This window comes from Gymnodinialimonas ulvae (genome assembly GCF_037543845.1).
GTDB classification, from domain to species: Bacteria; Pseudomonadota; Alphaproteobacteria; order Rhodobacterales; family Rhodobacteraceae; genus Gymnodinialimonas; species Gymnodinialimonas ulvae.
The window spans coordinates 245205-267976 of record NZ_JBBIFX010000001.1 but is presented as its reverse complement, the minus strand read 5'-3'; the positions used below and the strand labels follow the sequence as shown (position 1 = coordinate 267976).

Here is a 22772-nt window from a genome sequence, read left to right as displayed (position 1 = left end):
GCAACGGCCTTTCATCTTGCCAGAAAAACCTCCGGGGTCAGCGACTTTTCCAACGGGAAAGTCGCGTAAGGGGGGAGCGCCCCCTGCGCCCCAAGCCAAAGGCGCGCAAGCGCCGACGCGCGGGAAATGAACCTGCGCCGAAGGCGCGCAATCGGATCAGAGGTTCTCGGGCTGCGGCATGCTCAACACATGGAAACCGCCATCCACGGTCACGATCTCGCCGGTGGTGCAAGCGCCGTAATCCGACGCCAGATAGACCGCCGTCCCGCCAACCGCTTCAAGCGTCGCGTTGCAGCGCAGCGGCGCGTTGGCCTCCGTCGCCTTGAACGTCTTGCGCGCGCCGCCAATCGCGGCACCAGCCAGCGTTTTCATCGGGCCCGGCGAGATCGCATTCACGCGGATGCCCTGCGGACCGAGGTCATTGGCCAGGTACCGCACCGACGCCTCAAGCGCCGCCTTGGCCACTCCCATGACGTTGTAAAACGGCGTCACCCGGTTCGAGCCCTGATACGTCAGCGTCAAAAGCGTGCCGCCATGGGGCATCAACTCCGCCGCGCGGCGTGAGACGTCGATGAAGGAATAGCAGCTGATCGTGAGCGAGTTCTTGAAATTGGCGCGCGTCGTGTTGGTAAACCGCCCGGTCAGTTCGCCCTTGTCGGAATAGGCGATGGCGTGGACGACGAAATCAAGACTGCCCCAGCGGTCTTTGAGGGCCGCGAAACAGGCGTCCATGCTGGCGTCATCATTGACGTCCACATCGACGAGAAAGTCGCTGTCGAGCGAGGCCGCGAGCGGCGCCACCCGCTTGCCGAATGCCTCTCCCTGATAGGAAAACGCCAATTCCGCGCCCTCCGCATGGAGCGCCTTGGCGATGCCCCAAGCGATCGAGCGATCATTGGCGACGCCCATCACAAGGCCGCGCTTGCCCTTCATCAAATCAGCCATCTCGCAGCCTCACTTCTCGAACCGGCTCAGGATCATGGAGCCGTTGGTGCCCCCGAACCCGAAGGAATTGGTCATCACACTGTCAAGGCCCGCGTTCTGGACATAGGCCGTTGCGATTTCTTCCGGCTTGAGCGCCGGATCGAGCGTTTCGACATTGATCGACGGCGTGATGAAATCACCATCGAGCATCAGAAGGCAGAACGCCGCTTCAAGCGCGCCCGCGGCCCCTTGCGCGTGACCTGTCATGCTTTTTGTCGAGGAAATAGGAGGTGTGGATCCGTCGCCAAACACGCGGCGCACGGCCTCGACCTCGCCCACATCGCCTACGGGCGTAGAGGTTCCGTGGGCGTTGATATAGCCGATCTTCCGATCCTCCGGCAGGGTTTGCAGCGCCAGGCGCATGGCGCGCTCGCCGCCCTCACCCGAGGGGGCGACCATGTCGTGCCCGTCCGAGGTTGCCGCAAAGCCGGTGACTTCGGCGTAGATCTTCGCGCCGCGCGCCACGGCGCGCTCCATCTCTTCCAGCACAAGGATTGCGCCGCCACCGCCAATGACAAAGCCATCGCGATCCGCATCGAACGCGCGGGAGGCGCGCTCGGGCGTGTCGTTGAACTTGGAGCTCATCGCCCCCATCGCGTCGAACAGGCACGACAGCGTCCAGTCGAGTTCTTCCGCGCCGCCCGCGAACATCACGTCCTGCTTGCCCATCATGATCTGCTCGGCCGCATTGCCGATACAGTGCAGGCTCGTGGAACAGGCCGAGGTGATCGAATAGTTGATCCCCTTGATCTTGTAGGCCGTCGCGAGGTTGGCCGAGATCGTGGACGACATGCACTTGGGCACCGCGAAGGGCCCGATCCTCTTGGTCGCGCCAGTCTTGAGTACGGTCTGATGGGCGGCGAACATCGCAGAAGTCGACGGCCCGCCGGAGCCCGCCACAAGGCCGGTGCGTTCGTTCACGACATCCGCCTCACTCAGGCCCGCATCGGCAATCGCCTGCCCCATCGCGATATGGGCATAGGCCGCGCCCGGCCCCATGAACCGCAGCGCGCGTTTGTCGACATGCTCGGACGTGTCGATCTTGAGCGTACCGGCGATCTGGCTACGGAAGCCATGCTCGGCCATCTCGGGCGAGGCCTCGATCCCGGACCGGCCCGCGCGCAAGCTGGACTCGACCTCTTCGGCATTGTTCCCGATGGGTGAGACGATCCCCAATCCCGTCACGACGACACGTTTCATTGCAGACCTCCGGTGCGACCCATGCAAACCTCCTTGACGTTTGCGCCCGTATCTAGGCCCGCGCCGCCCTGCGGTGCAACCCGTTAGCCACGGGTCCGGAAATGCAGATTGCTGTCGCGGCCCAACCCTCGGGTAAGGCACCAGAAGATGACGCAAAGGCTGATGACGAACCAGAGCCCGCCCCACATCAAGGTGGTCCCGCCGATTTCCTCGGCCAACATGCGTGCATCCGAGCGCAGGTATGAACGGCGGATGGTGTCGTCCCAGATATCGTAGGGCACGTAGATCAGGCTGCTCAGGCCAATGACCCGCAGGATCAGATCACAGATCTGCGCGCTGAAATAGCGCGACGCCGCGATCAGGGCGGCCCCCGTCAGCCCGCAGATCACAAGCGCGGGGATGTCACGCACATAGAGAAGCAGCGTCAGCAACATCACGCCTCCAATGCCACCGAGCACGAGTTTGTCCATCCGCCCACGCAAGGCGACAAGTAGAAGCGCAACACCAATCAGGAGCGAACCGAGATACCCCGCCGTCAGCGTCAAGACCCGCGATCCGCCCCGGGTCCAGACCTCGCCACCCTGCTGGAAGTTGACCGAGAGGCTTTCGACCGAGCCCCCAGTCAGGATCGCCATCAGCGCGTGGGAGAGTTCGTGGAAATAGACGACGAGGAATTTGAGCGGCAGGACCACGGGCGTGGACCAGAGGGCGAAGACGATGGCCGTGATCGCCAGGAGTTGCCAGTGGCCGCGGAGGTAGGTTCCCGCAGATCTCATAACGATCCCGCAATTTCAACGAAGCTCCGCGAGATCTGCTCAATTTCTGTTGCCATCAGGTGGGAATCTGCGGACCAGATCTCCGGCGTCATCCAATCAAGGTGCAGGGGAAGTGCCCCCGCGCAGAGGATTTCTGTCTGATCAGGTGTGAGTTCCCGCTCGATCAATTCCGAAATGCCCGAGACGCCCTGCATGGCCTCAATAGCCACGGGAAGGCCTGCGCCTTCCGCATCTTCGGGATACGCGGAACCCATCGCGTCGAGCTGTGCCAAGTCGTTTTCGCGATCGCCGCCGCATTGCCATTTGATCGCAAGTGGCAACAACACGGCCTCAAAACCGAAAAACCTATTCACTGCAGGGTTTTGCTGCGCTGCGACCCCGAAACTCGTGCCCATCAGCAAAACGGTTAAGAAGATCGAACGCGCATAGGACATCGTCGCCCCTCAACTCTCGCTCAGCGCCACCTTCATGTCCTTGACCTCGTAGATCACCTCGCCGTCGGCCTCGACGATGCCGTCGGCCACGCCCATGGTCAGGCGCCGGGTCTGGATCGCCTTGGTGAAATCGATCTTGTACGTCAGCATCATGCGGTCGGGCCGCACCATGCCTTTCAGCTTCACCTCGCCCACGCCAAGCGCGTAGCCGCGCCCCATCCAGCCGCGCCAGCCGAGGTTGAAACCGGTCAGCTGCCACAACCCGTCGAGGCCGAGGCAGCCCGGCATAATCGGGTTGCCGGGAAAGTGGCAATCAAAAAACCACAGCTCGGGCGTGATGTCGAACTCGGCCAGGACGTGGCCCTTGCCGTGCGCGCCACCGTCGCCTGAAATGTCGGTGATCCGGTCCATCATCAGCATCGGCGGTTCGGGCAGTTGCGCATTGCCCGGACCAAACAGCTCACCCCGCGCGCAGCGCAGCAGATCGTCCTTGTCGAAGCTCGTCGGATAGTCGGCCATGTGCCCCCCGGTCATTTGGTCGTTGCCGCCCGCAGGCGTCTCACCGTCTAACACTCGCCTCATTTCAGGTGCAAGGGTGGCTCGGGCGGCCGTCCCTGCACAAAAATGCATCGCCGCCAGCAGACCTTTGCAAACCGCGTCCATTGCGCCATATATAAAGCTGAAACGATCGAAAGCCCCGGGATCATGACCCCCGAAGTCCTTGAACGCTCAAAAAGCTGGCTCGGCCAGTCCGCGTTGCGCCCCACCCGGCAGCGGCTTGCGCTGGCGTCTTTGCTGGTGGGCGACGGGCAGGATCGGCACGTGACGGCCGAAGGTCTGCATGAGGCAGTGCTTGGCACCGGCGACCGGGTGTCGCTTGCGACGGTCTATAACACCCTGCGCGCGTTTTGCGACGCGGGCCTGATGCAGGAAGTCACGGTCGACGGCTCGCGCAGCTATTTTGACACGCGCATCGACGATCACCCGCATTTCTACCTGGAAGAAGATGGCGACCTGACGGATGCGCCGGCGGCGGAACTGGAGATCAAGACGCTCCCCTCGGTCCCCGAGGGCTACGAGATCGCGAAGGTCGACGTGGTGATCCGCCTGCGCAAGACCAGCTAGGCGGGTTGCACGGTCAGGGATTGGCAAAGGCCACACCCGCCCGATCCGACAGTGCGGCTGGAAAACGCGGTTTTCCCGGCGGAATGCGTGGAATTCCGATTGCGCCCGGACGCGCAGGCGGGCAAACGCCACCGCAACCCACGTTCTTCAAACGAAAGCCCGTCCCATGGACCTCCGCAATATCGCGATCATCGCGCACGTTGACCACGGCAAGACCACGCTGGTGGACGAACTCCTCAAGCAATCGGGCGCGTTCCGCGAAAACCAGGCCGTGGCCGAACGCGCGATGGACAGCAATGACCTGGAGCGCGAGCGCGGCATCACCATTTTCGCCAAGCCCACCTCGGTCGAATGGAAGGGCACGCGGATCAACATCGTCGACACGCCCGGCCACGCCGATTTCGGCGGTGAGGTCGAGCGCATCCTGTCGATGGTCGATGGGGTTGTGTTGCTGGTGGATGCTGCCGAAGGCCCGATGCCGCAGACGAAATTCGTGACCTCGAAGGCGCTGGCGCTGGGACTGCGGCCCATCGTGGTGCTCAACAAGGTCGACAAACCAGACGCGGAGCCGGACCGCGCGCTGGACGAAGTGTTTGATCTGTTTGCAAATCTTGACGCCAACGAAGATCAGCTCGACTTCCCGCACATGTATGCCTCCGGCCGGTCCGGTTGGGCCGATCACGACCTGGACGGCCCGCGCAAGGATCTTTCGGCGCTGTTCAACCTGATTGTGAACCACGTCGCGCCGCCCAAGCAGATCGCACGCCAGGACGAGGATTTCCGCATGCTGGCCACGACCCTCGGCGCGGACGCCTTTGTGGGGCGGCTGCTGACGGGGCGGGTGGAATCCGGGCGGCTGAAGGTGGGGCAAACGGTTCAGACCTTGTCGCGCCTTGGCGAAAAGGTCGAGCAGTTCCGCGTGACCCGCATTCAGGCGTTCCGTGGCCTTGCGCAGCAGGACATCGACGAGGCGCTGGCCGGTGACATCGTGAGCCTTGCGGGGATGTCGAAATCGACCGTGGCCGACACGATCTGTGCGCTGGCCGTGGATGACCCGCTGGAAGCACAACCCATTGATCCGCCTACGATTACGGTGACCTTCGGGATCAACGACAGCCCGCTTGCGGGCCGGGACGGCAAGAAGGTGCAAAGCCGCGTGATCCGCGAGCGCCTGATGAAAGAGGCAGAGAGCAACGTCGCGATCAAGATCTCCGACACGCCGGGCGGTGAGGCGTTCGAGGTTGCCGGACGTGGCGAATTGCAGATGGGCGTTCTGATCGAAAACATGCGGCGCGAGGGCTTCGAGCTTTCCATTTCGCGCCCGCAGGTCCTGTTCCGCGAGATCGATGGCGTGCGCTGCGAGCCGATCGAAGAGGTCACGATCGACGTCGATGACGATTATTCCGGCGCGGTGATCGAAAAGCTGACCGGCGCGCGCAAGGGCGAGCTGGCAGAGATGAAACCCGCCGGCGCGGGTAAGACGCGGATCATCGCGCATGTGCCTTCAAGGGGCCTGATCGGGTATCACGGCGAGTTCCTGACCGACACGCGCGGCACTGGCGTTTTGAACCGGGTGTTCCACGAATGGTCGCCTCACAAGGGGCCGATCCCGGGCCGCCGTCAGGGGGTTCTGATCTCGATGGAAAACGGCACGTCGGTGGCGTTCGCACTGTGGAACCTGGAAGATCGCGGCAAGATGTTCATCGGTGCGCAGGAACCGGTCTATACCGGCATGATCATCGGTGAGCATTCCCGCGACAACGACCTGGAAGTGAACCCGCTCAAAGGCAAGAAGCTCACGAACGTTCGTGCGTCCGGCACGGATGAGGCCGTGAAACTGACCACGCCGGTGACGATGTCGCTGGAGCAGGCGATTGCCTATATCGATGACGATGAACTGGTCGAAGTGACGCCCGCTGCCGTGCGCCTGCGCAAGCGGTATCTGGACCCCCACGAGCGCAAACGGCAGGCGCGGGCGGGATAAAAACGGGCCAAAAACGCGAAAAAGCCGCGGAGCGATCCGCGGCTTTTGTCATTTCATTTAGAGGGATGTCGTCAGAGCTCCTGCGTGGCACCGCCGAACAGATGATCCATGGTCAACGACGGCTGCGCACAGCCCGCCTCTCCTACGATCTTTGCGGGAACGCCTGCGACGGTCTTCATCGGCGGAACGGCCTCCAAGACAACAGATCCGGCTGCAATGCGCGAGCAATGGCCAACTTCGATATTGCCAAGCACCTTCGCGCCCGCCCCGATCAGGACTCCGTTGCCGATTTTCGGGTGGCGGTCTTCCTCTTCCTTGCCTGTCCCGCCAAGCGTCACGGAATGCAGCATGGAAACGTTGTCGCCCACGATCGCAGTTTCGCCGATGACGACGGAATGGGCGTGGTCGATCATGATCCCCTGACCCACCTGGGCGCCGGGATGGATGTCCACGCCGAAAACTTCGGAGACGCGCATTTGGATGAAATAGGCGAGGTCGCGCCGCCCCGTCCGCCATAACCAATGGCCGACACGATAGGCGGTGATGGCCTGGAACCCTTTGAAATACATCAACGGTTGCAAGAACCGATGGCAGGCCGGGTCGCGATCGAAAACGGCCACGATATCGGCACGCACCTGCGCACCGAGGGTCGGATCGGAGGCAAAGGCCTCGTCTGCGATCTCACGCAGCAATTGCTCGGACATCTCGGAAGACGCGAGTTTCTGCGCCACGCGGTACGCGAGGGCGTTTTCCAATGTGGGGTGGTGGAGCACGCAGGCATGCACCAGCCCGCCGAGCAATGGCTCGTCGGCGATGGCGCTTGATGCCTCGTCGGTGATCCGGCGCCAGACCGGATCAAGTTCGCTCACATGGGATTGCGTGCGGGCCATGGCTGGCCTCCTTTGCCTACCGTCCTGCCCAGAATAGGGCAGAGGCGGGCAAAGGTCCATGCAACGAAATCGTCAGAGATGTCAGCTCAGCTTACACTTCAGATTGGATCCGGCAGCATCAGCTCTGCGTAATGCGCCACAAGCCGGATCGCGCCACCCGCGAAGTTACCGCCCTGCGCCGTGATCTCAAGTGCTGTGGGCGACCAGAAAACCTGCGGCGCGCCTGGCCCGTTGACCCAGGAGTTCTGTGCAAGACCAAGGCCCGACCCAAACCGCTGCAACTCGTCCGTCACACCAAGATCCCAGCTGGTGGCGGCCCCGGTGATCGTCGTGATGACCCGGCCCGTGACACCATACGCAATTGAGCGTGCAGGAAAAAGGACGGGTGTGGTGACGCTGCTTCCGGCACTCAGGGTCACGTCGAGTTCGACCGAGCGCATCGCAAGCGACGCGCCATGGGGCGTCATTGTCACGGCCCCAACCCGCCACGCGGCCCCGTCAAAAATCGCCAAGGCCCCAGCATCCAGCACAACCGCCTGCCAGCCGCGCGACGGCGCGACAAACACCCATCCGCCGCCGGAGGCCAAGGCAACGTTGCCCTCTTGTCCGGCCCAGTCATTCACGGCGCCCGACGGCACGCCATAGGCCAACCCTTCGATGGCAGCGGGCGGCGTGGTCTCGGTCACGGAGGACAGGCGCAATTGCGTGATGCCGTCGAGACGGACCAGGGCCTCGTTCACCGTCACATGCTTTTGCGCCTGGGCGGGGGCCAACAGTGGAAGGGCCAGATTTGCGGTCTCATTCATTGATTTCGGTCCTTGCAAATGGCCCGGCTCCGAACCGTTCGGAGACTTGGGCAACCTCGATGAAGTAGCTGTTTTGCGTGCCGTCGGCGGCCCGCATCGCATCGGTGTAGGTGAACGCGGTCGTGGTCAGGATCTCTTCACGCCGGATTGCGCCAGCATCCAGAACCCGCAGGATGTACTGCTCGGACGCCTCTCCAAGCGGCACGTCCGTACCGTCCCAACTGTCCGCATCAATGCGCGAGCGGCGGATCCAATTGATCTGCCGTTCGCTTCCCGCTCGCGGCGCCCGCAGGTGAACCGGGCTGTAGGGGCGCAGGCCATTGCCTTGAAATGCAACAGTTTGTTCGGTGTAGCTGCCGTCATCCACAGCCCGCCGGGACGGCCCCACACGCCAGGTGCGCACCAGCCCACGCGCCGAGCTTGGTAGATCCACCTGACCAACCGCGGCATCCAACAGCACAAAAACAGACCCTTCGGGCCAGATCTCCGGCATGACCGCATCCGTGCCGAGTTGCCCCCGCAGGCGCATTGCGATGTCCCATGTGCCGGGCCCGATCAACGTGGCTTGGGAGAACTGGACCACTTCCCATACATCATCCTGGCCGGACCCGATCGCCGCAGCGTTGGCCCCCGCCAGAACGGAAGCCATTTCGGTCGATGACAGTGCGCCGGATTCAAGCTCAACCCGCAGGGCACCTGCACGATCCCAAAGTCCGGGTTTCTGTTTGAAAAGAGGGGTTTGCAACGTACCAATAATTGCCGATTGCTCCACGATCTTGTTGAGCGTGAAGCCATCGCTGCCAGGCGCGGAATAAACCGCGGCACTCCCGGGCCAAGGGTTCGCGGCCACGGCCAGATGTGGGGCATGTTCGACCTCATCCCCGGTCAGCAGCGGCAAATCCATGAACACAGGCGTGACCGGCAGCGGCGGCACGAACGGTTCCACCCGCACGGCGTCTTCCACATCATCCGAGGGGATGGCCGTCGATGGCTCGACCCGGGACGCCTCGATCTGGCGATACCCGCGATCTTCCACCCGGTCCACACGCCACGTGTGGCCATCTTCCGTGGCCACCAAAGCGCCCGCGCCCAACGCGCGGTCCGAGGGCGGCAACGCGAAGCGCAACGTGTCTTGCGCCACGCGCCCTTCCGCCAACCACCGTTCGGCCATCCCCTGCCCTTCTGCGCCAGTCAGCGCCAGCGGCAGATCCACATCATTCACCTGATCAGCCCCGTCGCCCGGGAACACGGCTTCTGCGACCTTATCACCATAGTTACTTTCCGCTTCGGCAAAGCCGATGCGAAGCCGCCCGACCGTTTCCGCCTCAGGCGCCCGGATCCGGGTAAAGCCCCCTTCCCCGTCGTCATCACGCGCGGTATCGGCTGCGGTGACCACTTTGGAAGGAACGTCCGGCATGGGGAGGAACACAAGCGTCCCATCCCGCTCCACCGCTTGAAACCCATAGGCCATCATCAACGATTGAAGCCGCGCGCGCGCTGTTTCGGTTTGAGCCGATACATGACCACGGACCAAGCCATGAAGTGCCGAAACATCGTAATGCGTGAGGCCCGCCCGCTCGCAAATGTCTGCCACGACCAGTTCAAGCGGCTGCGCATCCAGCCGTCCCGTCAGCCAATGACCTCGGGTCCAGTTTGCACCATCACTCCACAGGCTCAGCGTGTTCGGAAACGCGGGCCAAGGCCGCGCATCCCATGCCCAGGCGTGCGCCCTGCCCAGATCGAGCATTGGACCATCATATTGATCAGATTTCGGATTTCGCCCCTCTTCCGCCCAATAATCCATGACCGCACGTAGGTATTGCGCCTGGATCAGGTCGTCGCGCCGTCCATTGGAGAAGCGGGGAATGTCGCTTTCCGAAGACTTGGGGTCGAGGAATTTGTTCGGCTGGTTTGTGGCCTTGTCGATGGCGGCACAGCCGAACTCCGTAAACCAGACAGGCTTGGATTGCGGGACCCATTCCGTGGCGCGGTAAGGATACGGCGTCAGGGTGAGACCGTACAAAATGACATCTTCACCAGCCGTGGCGCTGAGGGGTCCAAACTGGCCCGAAATGTATCCGTCCGCGTCGAATTCGAATACCAGCCGCAGTTCGGTGATGCCATCACCGTTAGTGAAGACGTCATGCTCGTGAACAATCGCCCCTGAAGCGGCAAAATGCGGGCTCACATTGCCGCCCGTCGCCTCGACAATCACCGAGCCTGCCGGTCCGTTGAAACCCGCACGATAAGCCGCCGATGACCCCAATTGGAACACCAGCCGCGCCTCGTAGCGTTGGCCAAGCTCCACCGCATACGTGCCCGGCGCAGTGATCTGCGCATCCACGTTGCCACCGCTCGCAACACGCACCGGATCCGTTAGATACCGCCCATAGGCGCCGGTCTCGGCGGTCGACGTAGCACCGGCACCCTCCGACCAGCGGTCGGGCCGGCGTCCGTCGGCTAGCTCATTGCGAAGAACCGGGTCAAACCGGTCGACATGTTCATTGGACCACCAATTGCGCAGATCCTTGTAACGATAGATCCATGGCGTGCCCTGTCCGTCGGTGATCGGCTCACGCCGCTGCGCCGCGCGCGCCTCCGGCCCGGAATAGTAATAATCGTAGCCCTCTCCGCCCTCGATCTGGCTCTTGAGATGATCCAGCGCATGGATCGGCCCCTGCGCATGATCCAGATGATCTGTCCCGTCGCGCCAATCGGACAAGGGTACGTAATTGTCGATTGCGATGACATCGATGTTTTCATTTGCCCACAACGCATCGAGATGGAAGAAAACATCGCCCGTCCCATCCTGCGGCTGGTAGCCGAAATACTCCGACCAATCGGCTGCATAGGTGATCTTGGTGTCAGGCAGCAGAGCGCGCACTTCGGCGGCCAATGCAATCAGGTGATCAACAGCCGGGAAGCCATTTTCATCGCGCATCTGTGTCAGGCCACGCATCTCGGAACCGATGCAAAATGCCTCGACCCCACCGGCAGCAGCACAAAGGGCAGCAGCGTGCAGAATGAAACGCGAATATGTCCATTCGCTCGGGCCCGAGTAGCTCACAGCGTTCGACGACACGCCAAAGTCCGACGCCGTGACATTGCCGAAGAACGCCTCAACCGCCAATCGGTTCGCTTCCGTCCCATCCGGTGAGCCCGCCTTGCCAGGCGCGAGATCTCCCGTGATCCGTCCGCGCCAGGGGAGGACCGGTTGCTCCGCCGCACCCCATGGGTCGGGCAAGCCGTTGCCCTCCAACTGCTCCATCAGAAGAAAGGGGTAAAGCGTCACTTGTTGGCCACCATCGACAATCGCACGGATCGCCTCAATCACAGACGCATCGGCGGGCGTTCCACCGTAAATCGGCCGATCGTCCACACGCGCGATGACCTCCGCCGACGCACGACCTATGCCACCCGACCTCCAGGGCATCGGTTGGCCATCCACCTCACGTTGCTCGACCTTGGGCTGTACACTGCATTTGCCTGCACGCAAATCGTCGCCAAACCACGAATAGATCAACGAAAACGACTTCAGGTTCGGAAGGGTTTCCCGCGCCTGTTCAAGCGACTGCACGAAATCCGTGGTTCCACCCTCGGCGCTGACGTTCACCGCCTCGCCACGAGCCAAGCCGTAGCGCATCGCAACCGGCGTGGTCGCCAGGGCATATTCGCCAGTGCCGGGCATCAGAGCCAGCGCCTGAACTGCTTCGGCTGCGGACGGAACATGCGGCGCGGCAGGTTTGGCCGCGCGGACCACTTCAAAGGCGAATTGCGGCACGCGGTTGCCGAACGCAGTCAGGTCAAGATCTTCGAACACGACATATGCGGTGCCGCGATACGCCGGCACTTCTCCTTCGCCCTCGATCGCCTCCATCAATGGATCAGGAAGCTGATCGTCCGATCCCTTGTAGAGCCTCCAGGTCACGCTCTCACGGTCGATCTCCACACCATCCGCCCAAACGCGGCCAACACGCGAAATCTCACCTTCGCAAAGGGCGACAGCAAGGCTGATGGAATAGGAATAGGTGGTGGTCTTCGGCTTGGGAGGTGCGCCTTTACCGCCGCCGGTCGTGGTTTGCTGCTCCAGAAATTGCGTCGACCAAATTACGTGCCCACCCAGACGCATACGCCCGTAAAGCGCCGCAATCGGGGCACCTTCCCCGGCGCCGGTAATGCGCAGCCGGTCAGTGCGCCCGGTCTCGACCGGAGCGCTTCCGGTGCCCAGAAGTCTCTGATCGATCACCCGGCCAAGGGTCGCGCCAGCGGCACGGCCAAGAACGGCCCCGGTCATGCCCAGAATGGGGGCCTGCACGAGGCCACCCACCGCGGCGCCCGCGGCGGAAAGAAGGATGGTTGCCATCGGTTGGGTCCTTTACTTGGCCGAAGCCGCGTCTTGTGTGGGGGGCGGAAACGAGAACCGCGCTGCCACGCGTCGTGCCCAAGGGCGGGTCAGGACGCTCTCCGTGACGTCACGCCCGGAATAAGCGTGGATAAATCGCGGGATTGGGCCGACTTCCGACTGGATACCCACATGTTTGGCCACTGCACTTGCGCGCATCCGAAAGATCACGACGTCACCCAGCGCGGCTTCACCCCGGGGCTTCTCAAGCAGATGCGCACGCGCCGCTTCCAGCAGGCGCTCCTCCCCCGACACTTCCGACCAATCGTTGGTGTAGGCCGGAACAGGCGCGGGCAGCGGGCCATGTATCTCACGCCAGACCCCCAAAAGAAGGCCCAGGCAATCGCAGCCCGCGCCCTTGCACGACGCCTGATGGACGTAGGGCGTGCCAAGCCAGGTCCGGGCGGTGTCGACAACCGTGCTCATCGCCGCGAACTTCCGTCACGGGCCGACATTCGTGTCGGATGCGCCATCTGCCAATCCTCGTCCGGGATGTCCGGGAAACCACGATAATTCATCAGGTTGTCAAACTTCAGCCGACAGCTCGACATGCGTTTGTCGCACCCCGCGGCCAGTCGGACCATATCGCCAGCGGCCACGTCCGCCCGAAGGGTATCCCACAGCTCGACGGTACGAAGTGTGCCGTTGACACGGTCCAGCTTCACCGCTCCGGACAACCCCTCCGCCACGCCGGTAAGCACACGCATTTGCCCGCGCTCGAACCACCGCGGCGTGAACCCGGTGAGCCCGTCAAAGGTGAACATCCGCCCATCTGTCGTGGTGATCTGCGCCTCGGTCACATAACCAGGCTGATTCAGGTCAAATCCGCAATCGGCATCCCCCAAGACCGCGGGACACGACCGTTGGAACACGCGTCCAGTGGGGACGTTTAACCTCTCGGCAAGTCCACGCAATTCGGCTGAAAAACCGCCATTTGCCCGTGTGATCTCGCCAAATGAGCCACGGAATTGCAGCACCCGGTTCTCGGGCTCATCCCATTGCACCAACCATGCCTCGACCTCCGCCCCGTCAAACCGGCCCGCAAAGATGTCCTCTTCCGTGATCGAAGCATCGCTCAACGCCCCTACGGCCTCGGTGTTGTCCACCGAAAGGCCCGTCGTCTGGCTGAGCGCCGCTGCGCTGAGCCCGGTGCCCGCACGAAACATCGTACCCTCAAATTCAAGGTCGCAATCGTGATCTGTGAAGCCGTAGCTCCTCCCATCCGAACGCGTCACACGCCAACACCTCGAAATGGCCGTGGTGCCGGACTCCAGATGCTCATCAAGGGCTTGAACGCTCATATCCGGATCTCCACGATCGGCACATTCGGCACCTCACCGGCTTGAAAAGAGGATACGGATGTCTGGATGCTGTCGGTGTCGAACCGTACCGGCACGTCGAATTCAAACCCTGCCGTTACTTCGGCGTCCGCAGGTGGCGCATCCACAAAGGTGATCTCGCCGCTGGCGTAATCGACATCAAAATGCACGCCCGCGATCTGCTCATCGACGGACACACCGGCCAGCACTGTGCCCTCCACCGGTTTCGAAATCGGTCTTTCATAGGTGTTTGGGCCGGATTGATAGTTTTTCTTAAGCTGAAACGTTTTCGTTTCACCATCCCCCATTCCGATCACCTGATCACGGAAGCCTGGCGTGCCAGAGGGTTTCGTCGTTTTGAAATCCGACCAATCCTTCCAGCGGAAACCATGAAGCTGTCCGCGCCGTGCCTCAAAAAAGTCGATCAGCACGGAAATATCGTCGAGAGAGCGCATCGCGACGCCCGCATCATAGCGCCGGCGCGAATGCGCCCAGGGCGTATTGCGTTCTTCGTGGCCGTTGGTCAGAGCCACCACATCCGTGCGTCGTTCAGGCCCGCCAACCGATCCGAAGCTCAGGTTGGTGGGAAAGCGAACCTCATGAAATCCCATGTTCTTTCTCCCTCAACGATTGCGCTGGCCGCGGGCCAAGGCACGCTGCATTTCAGCGGCGACCTGGCTCGAGGAGCGTCGGAATCCCTGCACATCAGGCGTTGTGATGTTCATGGTGACGCTCACGGAACCGCCACCACCGGCAGCAGCCACCCCCAATTTGCCGTCCGCACCGCGACGCAACGGCATGATCGCCTCCGGCCCGGCTTCCCCCATCAGACCAGTGCCCCCACGCATCGGAAAGGTCGTCGGCCCGCTGACCACACCGCCCCGCGCGAAGGGCATCACCCGCCCCTGGCTGATCGCACCGCCATTCTCAAACGGAAGAATACCGCTCAAAAGTCCGTTCATGCCGTTCGAAATCGCCGAACCCAACGCACCTTGAACGGGTCGCATCGCGGTATTGTAAGCGGCATCGACCATCGAGGTTGCCACACTGCGCAAGGCATCCGACAGTCGCATACCGTCAAAGACCACACCATCAAATGCTCTTCGCAGCCCGCCGCCAATCGCGCGGCTCATCGAGTTTACTTCGCGACCCGTGTAAAGCATCGCGCCCTGCATCTCGCGCAGCTCGCCCTGAAACGCTGCCGCCATCGAGGTCGCCCCTGCAAGGCTTTGTTCCAATTCGGCAATTTCGCTGTCAAACCGACCAAGCGTGTCATCCATCTCTGTCATGTCCATCCTCGTCCTTCGTGTCAGGGAAGCGCGCTAAATGTGCTTCAAACGCATCACGCCGCAAAGGCGCGGCCCCGCTCTCGGGGCCGAGCAAGATCAGAAATTCCGACGGGGTCAGCGCCCAAAACTCGGCGGGGTTCAATCCAAGGCCGTGGAACGCCACACGCATCAACGCGGGCCAGTCAAAGCCCTTTGCGCCGCTCATTGCTGTGGCCGGAAGGCCAGCATCAGAAGCCGTGCAGCAACCCTCGCGGCCTCTAGAACGCCCCCTTCAATCTCGGCGTGGAGAAGATCTTCGAGATCACCCTGCCAGCCTCCTCCGCGCAGGCCCGCACAGACCAAGGCCAGCACATCCGCCGACTTCAGCGCCTCGCCTTCGAACCGACTGACCATTTCAGTCAAGGAACCGGCCCCAAGGCGCGCTTCCAATTCGGCCAATGCGCCAAGGGTCAATTTCGCCACATGGCGCTGGCCATCGACAACCAACGCCACCTCCCCGGTCCATGGGTTGGCCATGGCTTAGGCCGCGGTGAACGTCAGCGCGCCCGCAGACGCCATGGAGACCTCGTAGGTCGCCTCGCCGTCATGTGTGCCCGCATATTCGATGGACGTGATCTGAAACGCGCCTTCCACCACCCCGAAATCGGGTATGACAACCTGAAAGTCGGGCATTTCGCCCTGAAAGAAGATGTCGCGCGCCCGCTCGTCGGTGGAGCTGTCGCGGAAGATGCCCGAACCGCTGATCGCGGCTGATTTCACACCACCACCGCGCAGCAGCTCACGCCATCCTCCGGTAGATTCCAGGCTGGTCACATCCACGCTTTCGGAATTGAACGAAAGGCGACTGGCACGCAGGCCCGCCATCGTCTCGAATACGCCATTTCCATCCATGTCGACCTTCACAAGAAGATCCTTACCGCTTTGTGCCGTCATTGGGCTTCTCCAGTATTGTCAATGAGTTGCGAGTCGACCTTCAGGCGTCGCTCGTATCGATCCGGGCACGAAACCAGACCTCGATTTCGCGCGTGTCCGCGACCCGACGGGCCCGCGCCCGAAGGAAATTCAATGCCGTCAACGAGCCGCGCGTGAGGCTCAAATCGGCATCGATCAAAGCGTCCGAAATGGCGGCTGCGATCTGCTTGGCCGCATGGTATCCGGCGGCATCCGTCACAATCGTGACTGGGAAATCATGCACCGCGCCCGACCCAGTTTTATCCGACGCATCGCGCACCCGCTCGGCACCGAGGCGGATGTAGGTCGACGGCACTGGTCCCGCAGGCAATGCGTCGTAAATCGCGCCATCTGCCATACCCGAGACCTCCGCATCGGCGACCAACGCGCTGTAGACGGCAGCCTGCAGGGCGGCTGTTGCGGCATAGCTCATGCGCCAACCTCCTCTTTGACGAAACACACCAGGTAGTGCCCGGCCGCTTCGGCCTCGGTCACCGCTTCGATGTGATAGATCCGTTCACCATCGCGAAACCGCATGTCCGCGCGCGGACGGCTCGGGGCCCCTTGCGGAGCCGCACGAACGGTGACCTTGAGCTTGAGCTCCGACGCCTCCGCCTCACGGCCCGACCCACGGGCCAACACTTCACCCCAGATGATACCAAGCGGCGCCCAGGTCTCTGAAAACCCGCCCGCACCGTCGTCCACGCGCCCCGGCGCTTCGAGGATCAGCTTTCGATTGATCTGAGGAACCTTCATGCCGATGCCCCAAGACGCAGCTGCCGATACGGCTCGATCAGACCCATAACATGTGGGGACATCTGCCGCGGCGCATGGGCCTGCAAATTGTAAAACTCCGCCGCCAAGGCCAGCAGTCCATGCTTCAGATCTGCTGGCACGCCGTCCCAATCCGCACTGAAGCCGGCGGTGAATGTCATTTCAAGTGACCCACCAATACCAGGTGAAGGAAGGCTCCCGCGGGTCGCCACCAGACGCGGGCGATGCCCATCGGGCTGAACAGCATAGCTATCGGCGTCGATGGTTTGCGCTGTTCCATCGCGCGCGATCATCGTGATCGAGTCAATCTGCGCCACCGGTGCAATCGGCAGGGCATGACTGCCCTCACTCGACCACCCCAGCAGCGTCAATACGAATTGGCGCTGGAACAAGGCCTTCCCAATCCTCGCTTCAATCGCTGCAAGCGCCGAACGCAGGCAGCTTTCCAATTGCGCATTCTGGCTGCCGTCATCCGCGAACCAGGAGGACAGGCGCAGGTGCTCCGACAGCGCATCAATCGGCAAGACGGCGGCAGGCACGGAGGTCAATTCGACCATCATCATGTTGAATTCTCCGGGTAAAGTTTGGTGGAAAGTTGTTGGGGCGTGGCGCCGACCTCCGCGCTGCTCATGCGGAGAGACGCGCAGCTGGACCCGCAAAGGCCCGCGTTCCACGCCCCGTCCGACCCGGATTACACGCCGGGTCGGATTGGGTCAGACCTCGATCAGGAGGTGCCGAATTTCATCAGCTTGATCGCACCGAAGTCCGTCACATCACCGCCAACGCGCTTGGTGGCATAGAACAGAACGTGGGGCTTGGCCGAGAACGGGTCGCGCAGCACGCGCAGATCGGGGCGTTCCGCGATGGTGTAGCCCGAACCGAAATCACCAAAAGCAATCGCCATCGCGTCGGTCGCGATGTCCGGCATGTCTTCGGCAATCAGAACCGGATACCCCATCAGCCGAGCAGGCTCACCAGCCGCAAGACCATCGGACCACAAGAAACGGCCGTCGGCATCCTTCATCTTGCGCACGGCGCCAGCGGTCTTCGAATTCATCACGAAGGTCGCATTGGCGCGGTATTGGGCGCCCAACGAATACACCAGGTCCACAATCGCATCGGACGCGTTGGTTGCGTCAAAATCACCGTCCGTCCCGGTGGCGACGTAACCCAGGTTGCCCCAGCTCCAGCTGTCGTTGTCGACGGTCGGATGGCTCAACATGCCCGTGGGCTTGCCCGACCCGTCACCGTTGACGAAGCTGTCGGCTTCGGCGCGGGCGAACTTGTCGGCGATGCGACCGGCAAGCCAGCCCTCGATGTCGAATGCGCTGTCATCCAGCAGCCGCTGCGATGCCTTGGGCAGGGCCGACAGCTCGTGCAAGGCGATCGAAATACGCTCGATCTGCGGCGTATCCGTTTCGCCAGTGCTGGCGACCTCATCGGCCCAACCTGCGCCGGTATCGGCGGAGTCGATCAATACGTCGAACGAAGACGCTTCGACCTGAACGACATTGGCAACCGAACGAAGCGAAGAGGAAGACCGCAGCACCGACTGGATCATCTCGGAAGTCTGCGGGTCGACAAGGTAGCCGCCTTCGGCATTCACGGCGGTGTTCATCGCCTTGCCTTCAAGCTCCAGGCCACGCAGGCCGTCATCATCGCCACACTGAAGGTAGGTCTTCAGCGCCAGTTTGTGGGGCGCTTGGCCGTCGATCTCGGTCGACAGAGCCGGACGTGCGAAGGTGTTCGTTTTGGTATTCAGCATCGTGATACGCTCTTCCTGCTTTTGAAGCTTTGCATTCATGTCGTCTTGAAATTGGTTGAATTCACTCAAGAATCCGCCGATCGCGGTCTTGACTTCAGCCATGGGGGCGCGGTCCGCGCCCCCGTCATGGGTCTCGGTCATGAGAATTCCCTTCTGGTTGAATTTGGGCCTGCTGGCCCTCTCGATCAGCGGGCCTTGCGCGCCGCCAGGGTGCGGCGGGCGTCGTTGAACACCTGCGCCAGGTCGTGCAACGCCTCGGACTTGCCCTCATGGGATCCGACACGCGCCTCGGGAAGCATTGGAAAGGTCACAAGCGAGACCTCCCAAAGTTCCACCTCGTTCAGGAGCCTCCGGCCCCTGTCGTCTTTGCTCGCCTTCACCGTTCGGTAGCCGATGGATAGACCGTCAATCGCGCCCGCCCGGGTCAGCGCCGCCGCTTCACGCGCGCGCGCCACATCCTCCAGCAAGCGGCCCTTGACGTAGAGCCCTTTCGTGTCTTCTCGAACCTCGTCCCAGATGCCGATGGGCTCGCGCGGATCATGCTGCCAAAGCATCTTGACTGCGCGGCCAGAGGCCAAGGACCCCTTGTAGGCCCCGGGCTGTACGACATCACCACCTTGGTCGACAGAGCCAAAGAACGAAGCATAGCCTTCGATCACATGGTCCTCGCCCAAGGTCAGCTCATCGTTGAAGCGGTGGAATTTTACCTCCAGGCCGCTGTCTGAATATCCCTGCATGTCAGGCTCCTATCCGCCGATGTTGAGGTTCAAGAGTTGATTGATACCCTGCGCCATGATCACTGAGACGACGCCGAAAACCGCCAACCACAGGCGTTTTTCCAAACGCGTCAGCGCCATCTCAATGCCTTCAAGCCGAAAGGTCAGCGCGGCCCATCGTTCCTGCATGACGCGCTCGTTCGCTTCGATCTTGGCATTGGCCGCATCGAATGGCGCGTACAGGTAGCGAGATCCGCCGATGTCCTTGGCCTCACTCATCGGGCTTTTCCGGCAGCCCCAACATCCGGCGCTTTTCACCGTCCGTGAGGAAGCTGGCCTCCGAAACGCGCCGCCACGCCGCCTCGCGTTCAGCCGCCAGGGCCGGCACCCCGTCAAGGTCAGGCGTGATCTCGATGACGTCGCCCGCCAGTCCCGACACCCAATGCGACAACGACGCCCAGACCCGGCTCGCCAAGGGCAGAACCGTCAGCCGATAAAAGGCCCGGTTCGCCTCGGCGTAGTTGGCGTAGGTCGCGTCACCCGGAATGCCCAACAACATCGGCGGCACGCCAAAGGCCAACGCGATGTCGCGCGCGGCCGCCTCCTTGGTCTTCTGAAACTCCATATCCGACGGCGAAAAGCCCATCGGTTTCCAATCCAGGCCGCCTTCCAGAAGCATCGGCCGACCCGCATTGCGCGCGCCCTGATGGTGGCTTTCCAATTCCATCTGAAGGCGGTCGAATTGGTCCTGGCTCATCGTGCCAGCGCCCTCCAACCCATTGTAAACAATGGCACCCGAAGGCCGTGCCGCATTGTCGAGCAACCCCTTCGCCCACCGTGCCGACGCGTTGTGGACATCAATGGCTGTCGCCGCCGCCTGGATCGGTGCAAGGCCGTGGTGATCATCTTGCGGGTGGAAGTTGCGGATATGGCAGATCAATTCCGCCGGGAAGCGGTGCTTGCGGGTGCCGACCGTGTAATCATACGCCTTGGGCCAGCCATCCGCACCGGGGATCAGGCTCATCCGTTCCGAGCGCAACACATGCAACTCCGCCGGATACCCGACCTCGGGCTGAACCGCCTCCACATAGGCATTGCCCGACAGCATCAGCTGCGCAAACGCCGCCTCCAGAAGGTCCGCCCGCGTCTGCCCGCCGTTGGGTCGCGACAAAAGCATCAGCGCCGGATGCGTGTCATAGCGCCGCTCTGCGTCCTTGCAGATCACCGGCAAGGACGCCGCGGCCTCTGAGATGATCTTCACCGCCCGGTAGCCGACCGGATTGCCCAGAAAACCGTTCTTCGTCAGGGAGCCCGCATCGCGCGGGCTCCAAACCACACGGCCCGAGGACGCGCCCCAAACCGCCACTTTCGCGCTGGCAGAGGCTTTGACCTCGGGCACGTTCACGGGTGATTTCTTCAAGAAACCCAATACCATATGAGCCTCTCCTTAAAGCACACGACTGTAGATCCGGCTGGCCGGACCACGGGGCGATTGCCCAAATTTCAAAGGTTGCGAATACCGGGGTTCAGGCGCTGCTTCGCAGGCGCGATCATCCCCTCATGCAGCGCCCAGACCAACGCATCGACCCGGTCCGGAGAGCCTTGGCCCTCGTACCCCGTCAACGCCATCTTGCACATTTCGTCTTCCAACTCCGACAATACACCCAGGTGGCGAATGCGCCCCTGTTCGTAGAGCGCCGCCACCGGTTCGGCCCGCGCGACCTTGCCAACCGAGGCCCGAACCTCGCGGAAGTTGATCGCTGGATCGACCAGGCGAACAGTGTCCGTCACCAATTGCCCGCCCTGGTTCACCTCGCCCACCATCCGGCTTGCGCCGTGGCGATGATAGGCTGCAACGGCGACCTCCGCCCATTGCTTCGGCGAGACACCCTGAACCGAGCAATCCTCGATCACCACGGCTTCCCATCGGTTCGGATCACCGGCCTCGACGATCCCGACCACAACGATCCCGCAAGCATCCGAGCCCTTGTGGCCCGTCACCGGCGGATCAACCGCAACGATCACCCGCATCCGGTCGGGCAATTCGTGCACGCGCTGCGCGTCAATCCCGGCCCGCGTCCACAGCGCGTTCTCGACATCGTCCAGAAGGACGCCGTCCAATTCCTGCCGGCCCAGCCGCTGATCGCCGTAGCGCGCCCGCACCTCCGTCAGGAACGAATCCGCCAGATACGCACGATTCGCCTCCGTCGGTGCATGGGTATGCGCCACATCCTGACGCGCCAGCAACTCCTTCAAAACGCTCACATTTCGCGGCGTCGTCGTTACGATCTGCTGCGGGTGTTTGCCCAGCCGCAGACCGAATTGCAGCATATCCCACGTCTCCTGCGCCTTGGGCCATTTCGCCAGCTCATCCGACCACGCCAGATCGAATTGCGGGCCCCGAAGTGCCTCTGGGTCATGCGCCGAATAAAGCCGGGCCTCCGCGCCATTGGGCCAGACCAGCATCCGCTCGCCCGACACCCAACGCGGAACCCTGTCGGGCGGAGAGCAGGCAATCAACCCACTCTCCCCCTTCACCATCACCGCCAGCGCCTGATCATAGGTTTCCCCCACCAAGGCCACGCGCCGGGCCCGGCCGGGGGCTTCGGACGTGTCGCCCTCCACCATCGACCGGACCCACTCGGCACCTGCGCGGGTCTTGCCCGCGCCCCGTCCGCCCATGACAACCCAGGTCGTCCAATCCCCTTCCGGCGGCAATTGGTGCGGCAAGGCCCAGAACTCAAAAAGCCAGGGCAGCGCCGCAAGGGCATTGTCACTGAGGCTCTCCAGAAACGCCTGCTCCTGCTCCGGCGTCGCGGAGGCAAGCAAGCCGGAGGCTGATTTCAGATCTGGCGTCCCCGAGGTCGAGTTGGCCAGCGCCGCTATTTCCGAACCGTTTGCTTCCTGCCTCATTGGCCTTCTCCCGCATATTCATCGCCAGCAGATACGCGCCGTTCATTTGACGAACGGCCTTGCTGACATCATCGTCTCCTACCCACGGTTCGGCCTTGAGCTTCGCACAGCTCTCGCGCAGAACTTCGACTGCCGTGTCGAAGGCATCCTGCGCTTGCTCTGCAAACAGCTCACTGCGTTCCGTTTCCGGAGTTGTCGTTTCGGTTGTATGTTCCATAGTGTTGTCCCCGTGTCCTCGAAAGTCCCTCGGGCACGAGCAGCATGCAGGTGGTTATTCTTGTCCCGACGGTGTCTTGCGACCCCGGCTCACACGGCACAAAAAAACGACCTCGGAGGGGGTGCCTCCGGGCCGTTGACCCACATATTCCAGCTTGCCTAAAGAGGTGCCATGGAGCGCTCGATGGGTCAAGAAGTTTTGTCTTTTCAAACGGTTAACGCCACCAA

The 22772-nt window shown here is 62.3% G+C and carries 26 protein-coding genes; 2 read left to right on the top strand and 24 right to left on the bottom strand.

Features of this window, described 5'->3' with window-relative positions:
* Window positions 1-156: 156 nt before the first annotated feature.
* From V8J83_RS01250 to fabA, 5 genes are all read right to left on the bottom strand, one after another.
* A complete protein-coding gene (locus tag V8J83_RS01250) occupies window positions 157-945 on the bottom strand; it encodes an enoyl-ACP reductase FabI (protein ID WP_339982626.1) in 789 nt (262 codons plus the stop codon).
* Between the two features lie 9 nt (window positions 946-954).
* On the bottom strand, window positions 955-2184 hold the full coding sequence (locus V8J83_RS01245) for a beta-ketoacyl-ACP synthase II (protein ID WP_339982623.1): 1230 nt from the start codon (window positions 2182-2184) through the stop codon (window positions 955-957).
* An 83-nt stretch (window positions 2185-2267) separates the two neighbouring features.
* Window positions 2268-2960, bottom strand: a complete 693-nt coding sequence (locus V8J83_RS01240) for a M50 family metallopeptidase (RefSeq protein WP_339982621.1) — start codon at window positions 2958-2960, stop codon at window positions 2268-2270.
* Window positions 2957-3394: a hypothetical protein gene (locus tag V8J83_RS01235; protein WP_339982618.1), complete on the bottom strand. Its 438-nt coding sequence runs from the start codon at window positions 3392-3394 to the stop codon at window positions 2957-2959. The genes V8J83_RS01240 and V8J83_RS01235 overlap by 4 nt, the downstream gene beginning before the upstream one ends.
* Before the next feature lie 9 nt (window positions 3395-3403).
* Window positions 3404-3913 (bottom strand): bifunctional 3-hydroxydecanoyl-ACP dehydratase/trans-2-decenoyl-ACP isomerase, encoded by a 510-nt coding sequence (gene fabA, locus V8J83_RS01230; RefSeq protein ID WP_339982616.1) that lies wholly within the window; start codon window positions 3911-3913, stop codon window positions 3404-3406.
* A gap of 186 nt (window positions 3914-4099) precedes the next feature.
* Here fabA and irrA point away from each other — a divergent pair, with 186 nt between their 5' ends.
* Window positions 4100-4519, top strand: coding sequence for an iron response transcriptional regulator IrrA (gene irrA, locus V8J83_RS01225; protein WP_339982614.1), 420 nt, complete (start codon window positions 4100-4102; stop codon window positions 4517-4519).
* A gap of 166 nt (window positions 4520-4685) precedes the next feature.
* A complete protein-coding gene (gene typA, locus V8J83_RS01220) occupies window positions 4686-6503 on the top strand; it encodes a translational GTPase TypA (RefSeq protein ID WP_339982612.1) in 1818 nt (605 codons plus the stop codon).
* A gap of 71 nt (window positions 6504-6574) precedes the next feature.
* On the opposite strand, the gene cysE is transcribed toward typA, so the two are convergent.
* The 19 genes from cysE to V8J83_RS01125 all read right to left on the bottom strand — a co-directional run bounded on the left by cysE (window position 6575) and on the right by V8J83_RS01125 (window position 22545).
* Window positions 6575-7393, bottom strand: coding sequence for a serine O-acetyltransferase (gene cysE / locus V8J83_RS01215; protein WP_339982610.1), 819 nt, complete (start codon window positions 7391-7393; stop codon window positions 6575-6577).
* Between the two features lie 98 nt (window positions 7394-7491).
* Window positions 7492-8199, bottom strand: coding sequence for a DUF2793 domain-containing protein (locus V8J83_RS01210; RefSeq protein WP_339982608.1), 708 nt, complete (start codon window positions 8197-8199; stop codon window positions 7492-7494).
* Window positions 8192-12562, bottom strand: coding sequence for a baseplate multidomain protein megatron (locus tag V8J83_RS01205; RefSeq protein ID WP_339982606.1), 4371 nt, complete (start codon window positions 12560-12562; stop codon window positions 8192-8194). Before V8J83_RS01205 ends, V8J83_RS01210 begins: the two co-directional genes overlap by 8 nt.
* A 12-nt stretch (window positions 12563-12574) precedes the next feature.
* A complete protein-coding gene (locus V8J83_RS01200; protein WP_339982604.1) occupies window positions 12575-13027 on the bottom strand; it encodes a C40 family peptidase in 453 nt (150 codons plus the stop codon).
* On the bottom strand, window positions 13024-13902 hold the full coding sequence (locus V8J83_RS01195) for a phage/gene transfer agent baseplate hub protein (RefSeq protein ID WP_339982602.1): 879 nt from the start codon (window positions 13900-13902) through the stop codon (window positions 13024-13026). Before V8J83_RS01195 ends, V8J83_RS01200 begins: the two co-directional genes overlap by 4 nt.
* On the bottom strand, window positions 13899-14531 hold the full coding sequence (locus tag V8J83_RS01190; protein WP_339982600.1) for a phage distal tail protein, Rcc01695 family: 633 nt from the start codon (window positions 14529-14531) through the stop codon (window positions 13899-13901). Before V8J83_RS01190 ends, V8J83_RS01195 begins: the two co-directional genes overlap by 4 nt.
* 12 nt (window positions 14532-14543) lie before the next feature.
* Window positions 14544-15209, bottom strand: a complete 666-nt coding sequence (locus V8J83_RS01185) for an RcGTA-type gene transfer agent tail tape measure protein (RefSeq protein ID WP_339982597.1) — start codon at window positions 15207-15209, stop codon at window positions 14544-14546.
* Window positions 15193-15414, bottom strand: a complete 222-nt coding sequence (locus tag V8J83_RS01180; protein ID WP_339982594.1) for a rcc01693 family protein — start codon at window positions 15412-15414, stop codon at window positions 15193-15195. The genes V8J83_RS01185 and V8J83_RS01180 overlap by 17 nt, the downstream gene beginning before the upstream one ends.
* On the bottom strand, window positions 15411-15725 hold the full coding sequence (locus tag V8J83_RS01175) for a gene transfer agent family protein (RefSeq protein WP_339982591.1): 315 nt from the start codon (window positions 15723-15725) through the stop codon (window positions 15411-15413). Before V8J83_RS01175 ends, V8J83_RS01180 begins: the two co-directional genes overlap by 4 nt.
* A gap of 3 nt (window positions 15726-15728) precedes the next feature.
* Window positions 15729-16142, bottom strand: a complete 414-nt coding sequence (locus V8J83_RS01170; RefSeq protein WP_339982588.1) for a phage major tail protein, TP901-1 family — start codon at window positions 16140-16142, stop codon at window positions 15729-15731.
* A 40-nt stretch (window positions 16143-16182) separates the two neighbouring features.
* Entirely contained in the window at window positions 16183-16593 is a 411-nt protein-coding gene (locus tag V8J83_RS01165; protein ID WP_339982586.1) for a DUF3168 domain-containing protein, read from the bottom strand.
* A complete protein-coding gene (locus V8J83_RS01160) occupies window positions 16590-16916 on the bottom strand; it encodes a head-tail adaptor protein (RefSeq protein WP_339982583.1) in 327 nt (108 codons plus the stop codon). Before V8J83_RS01160 ends, V8J83_RS01165 begins: the two co-directional genes overlap by 4 nt.
* Window positions 16913-17497, bottom strand: coding sequence for a head-tail connector protein (locus V8J83_RS01155; protein ID WP_339982580.1), 585 nt, complete (start codon window positions 17495-17497; stop codon window positions 16913-16915). The genes V8J83_RS01160 and V8J83_RS01155 overlap by 4 nt, the downstream gene beginning before the upstream one ends.
* 161 nt (window positions 17498-17658) lie before the next feature.
* Window positions 17659-18840: a phage major capsid protein gene (locus tag V8J83_RS01150; protein WP_339982577.1), complete on the bottom strand. Its 1182-nt coding sequence runs from the start codon at window positions 18838-18840 to the stop codon at window positions 17659-17661.
* Between the two features lie 44 nt (window positions 18841-18884).
* Window positions 18885-19436, bottom strand: a complete 552-nt coding sequence (locus tag V8J83_RS01145; protein ID WP_339982574.1) for an HK97 family phage prohead protease — start codon at window positions 19434-19436, stop codon at window positions 18885-18887.
* A gap of 9 nt (window positions 19437-19445) precedes the next feature.
* Entirely contained in the window at window positions 19446-19694 is a 249-nt protein-coding gene (locus tag V8J83_RS01140) for a GTA head formation protein, RCAP_rcc01685 family (protein WP_339982571.1), read from the bottom strand.
* On the bottom strand, window positions 19687-20850 hold the full coding sequence (locus tag V8J83_RS01135) for a phage portal protein (protein ID WP_339982568.1): 1164 nt from the start codon (window positions 20848-20850) through the stop codon (window positions 19687-19689). Before V8J83_RS01135 ends, V8J83_RS01140 begins: the two co-directional genes overlap by 8 nt.
* 68 nt (window positions 20851-20918) lie before the next feature.
* On the bottom strand, window positions 20919-22262 hold the full coding sequence (locus V8J83_RS01130) for a DNA-packaging protein (protein ID WP_339985930.1): 1344 nt from the start codon (window positions 22260-22262) through the stop codon (window positions 20919-20921).
* Window positions 22189-22545: a hypothetical protein gene (locus V8J83_RS01125; protein WP_339982565.1), complete on the bottom strand. Its 357-nt coding sequence runs from the start codon at window positions 22543-22545 to the stop codon at window positions 22189-22191. The genes V8J83_RS01130 and V8J83_RS01125 overlap by 74 nt, the downstream gene beginning before the upstream one ends.
* Window positions 22546-22772 lie beyond the last annotated feature (227 nt).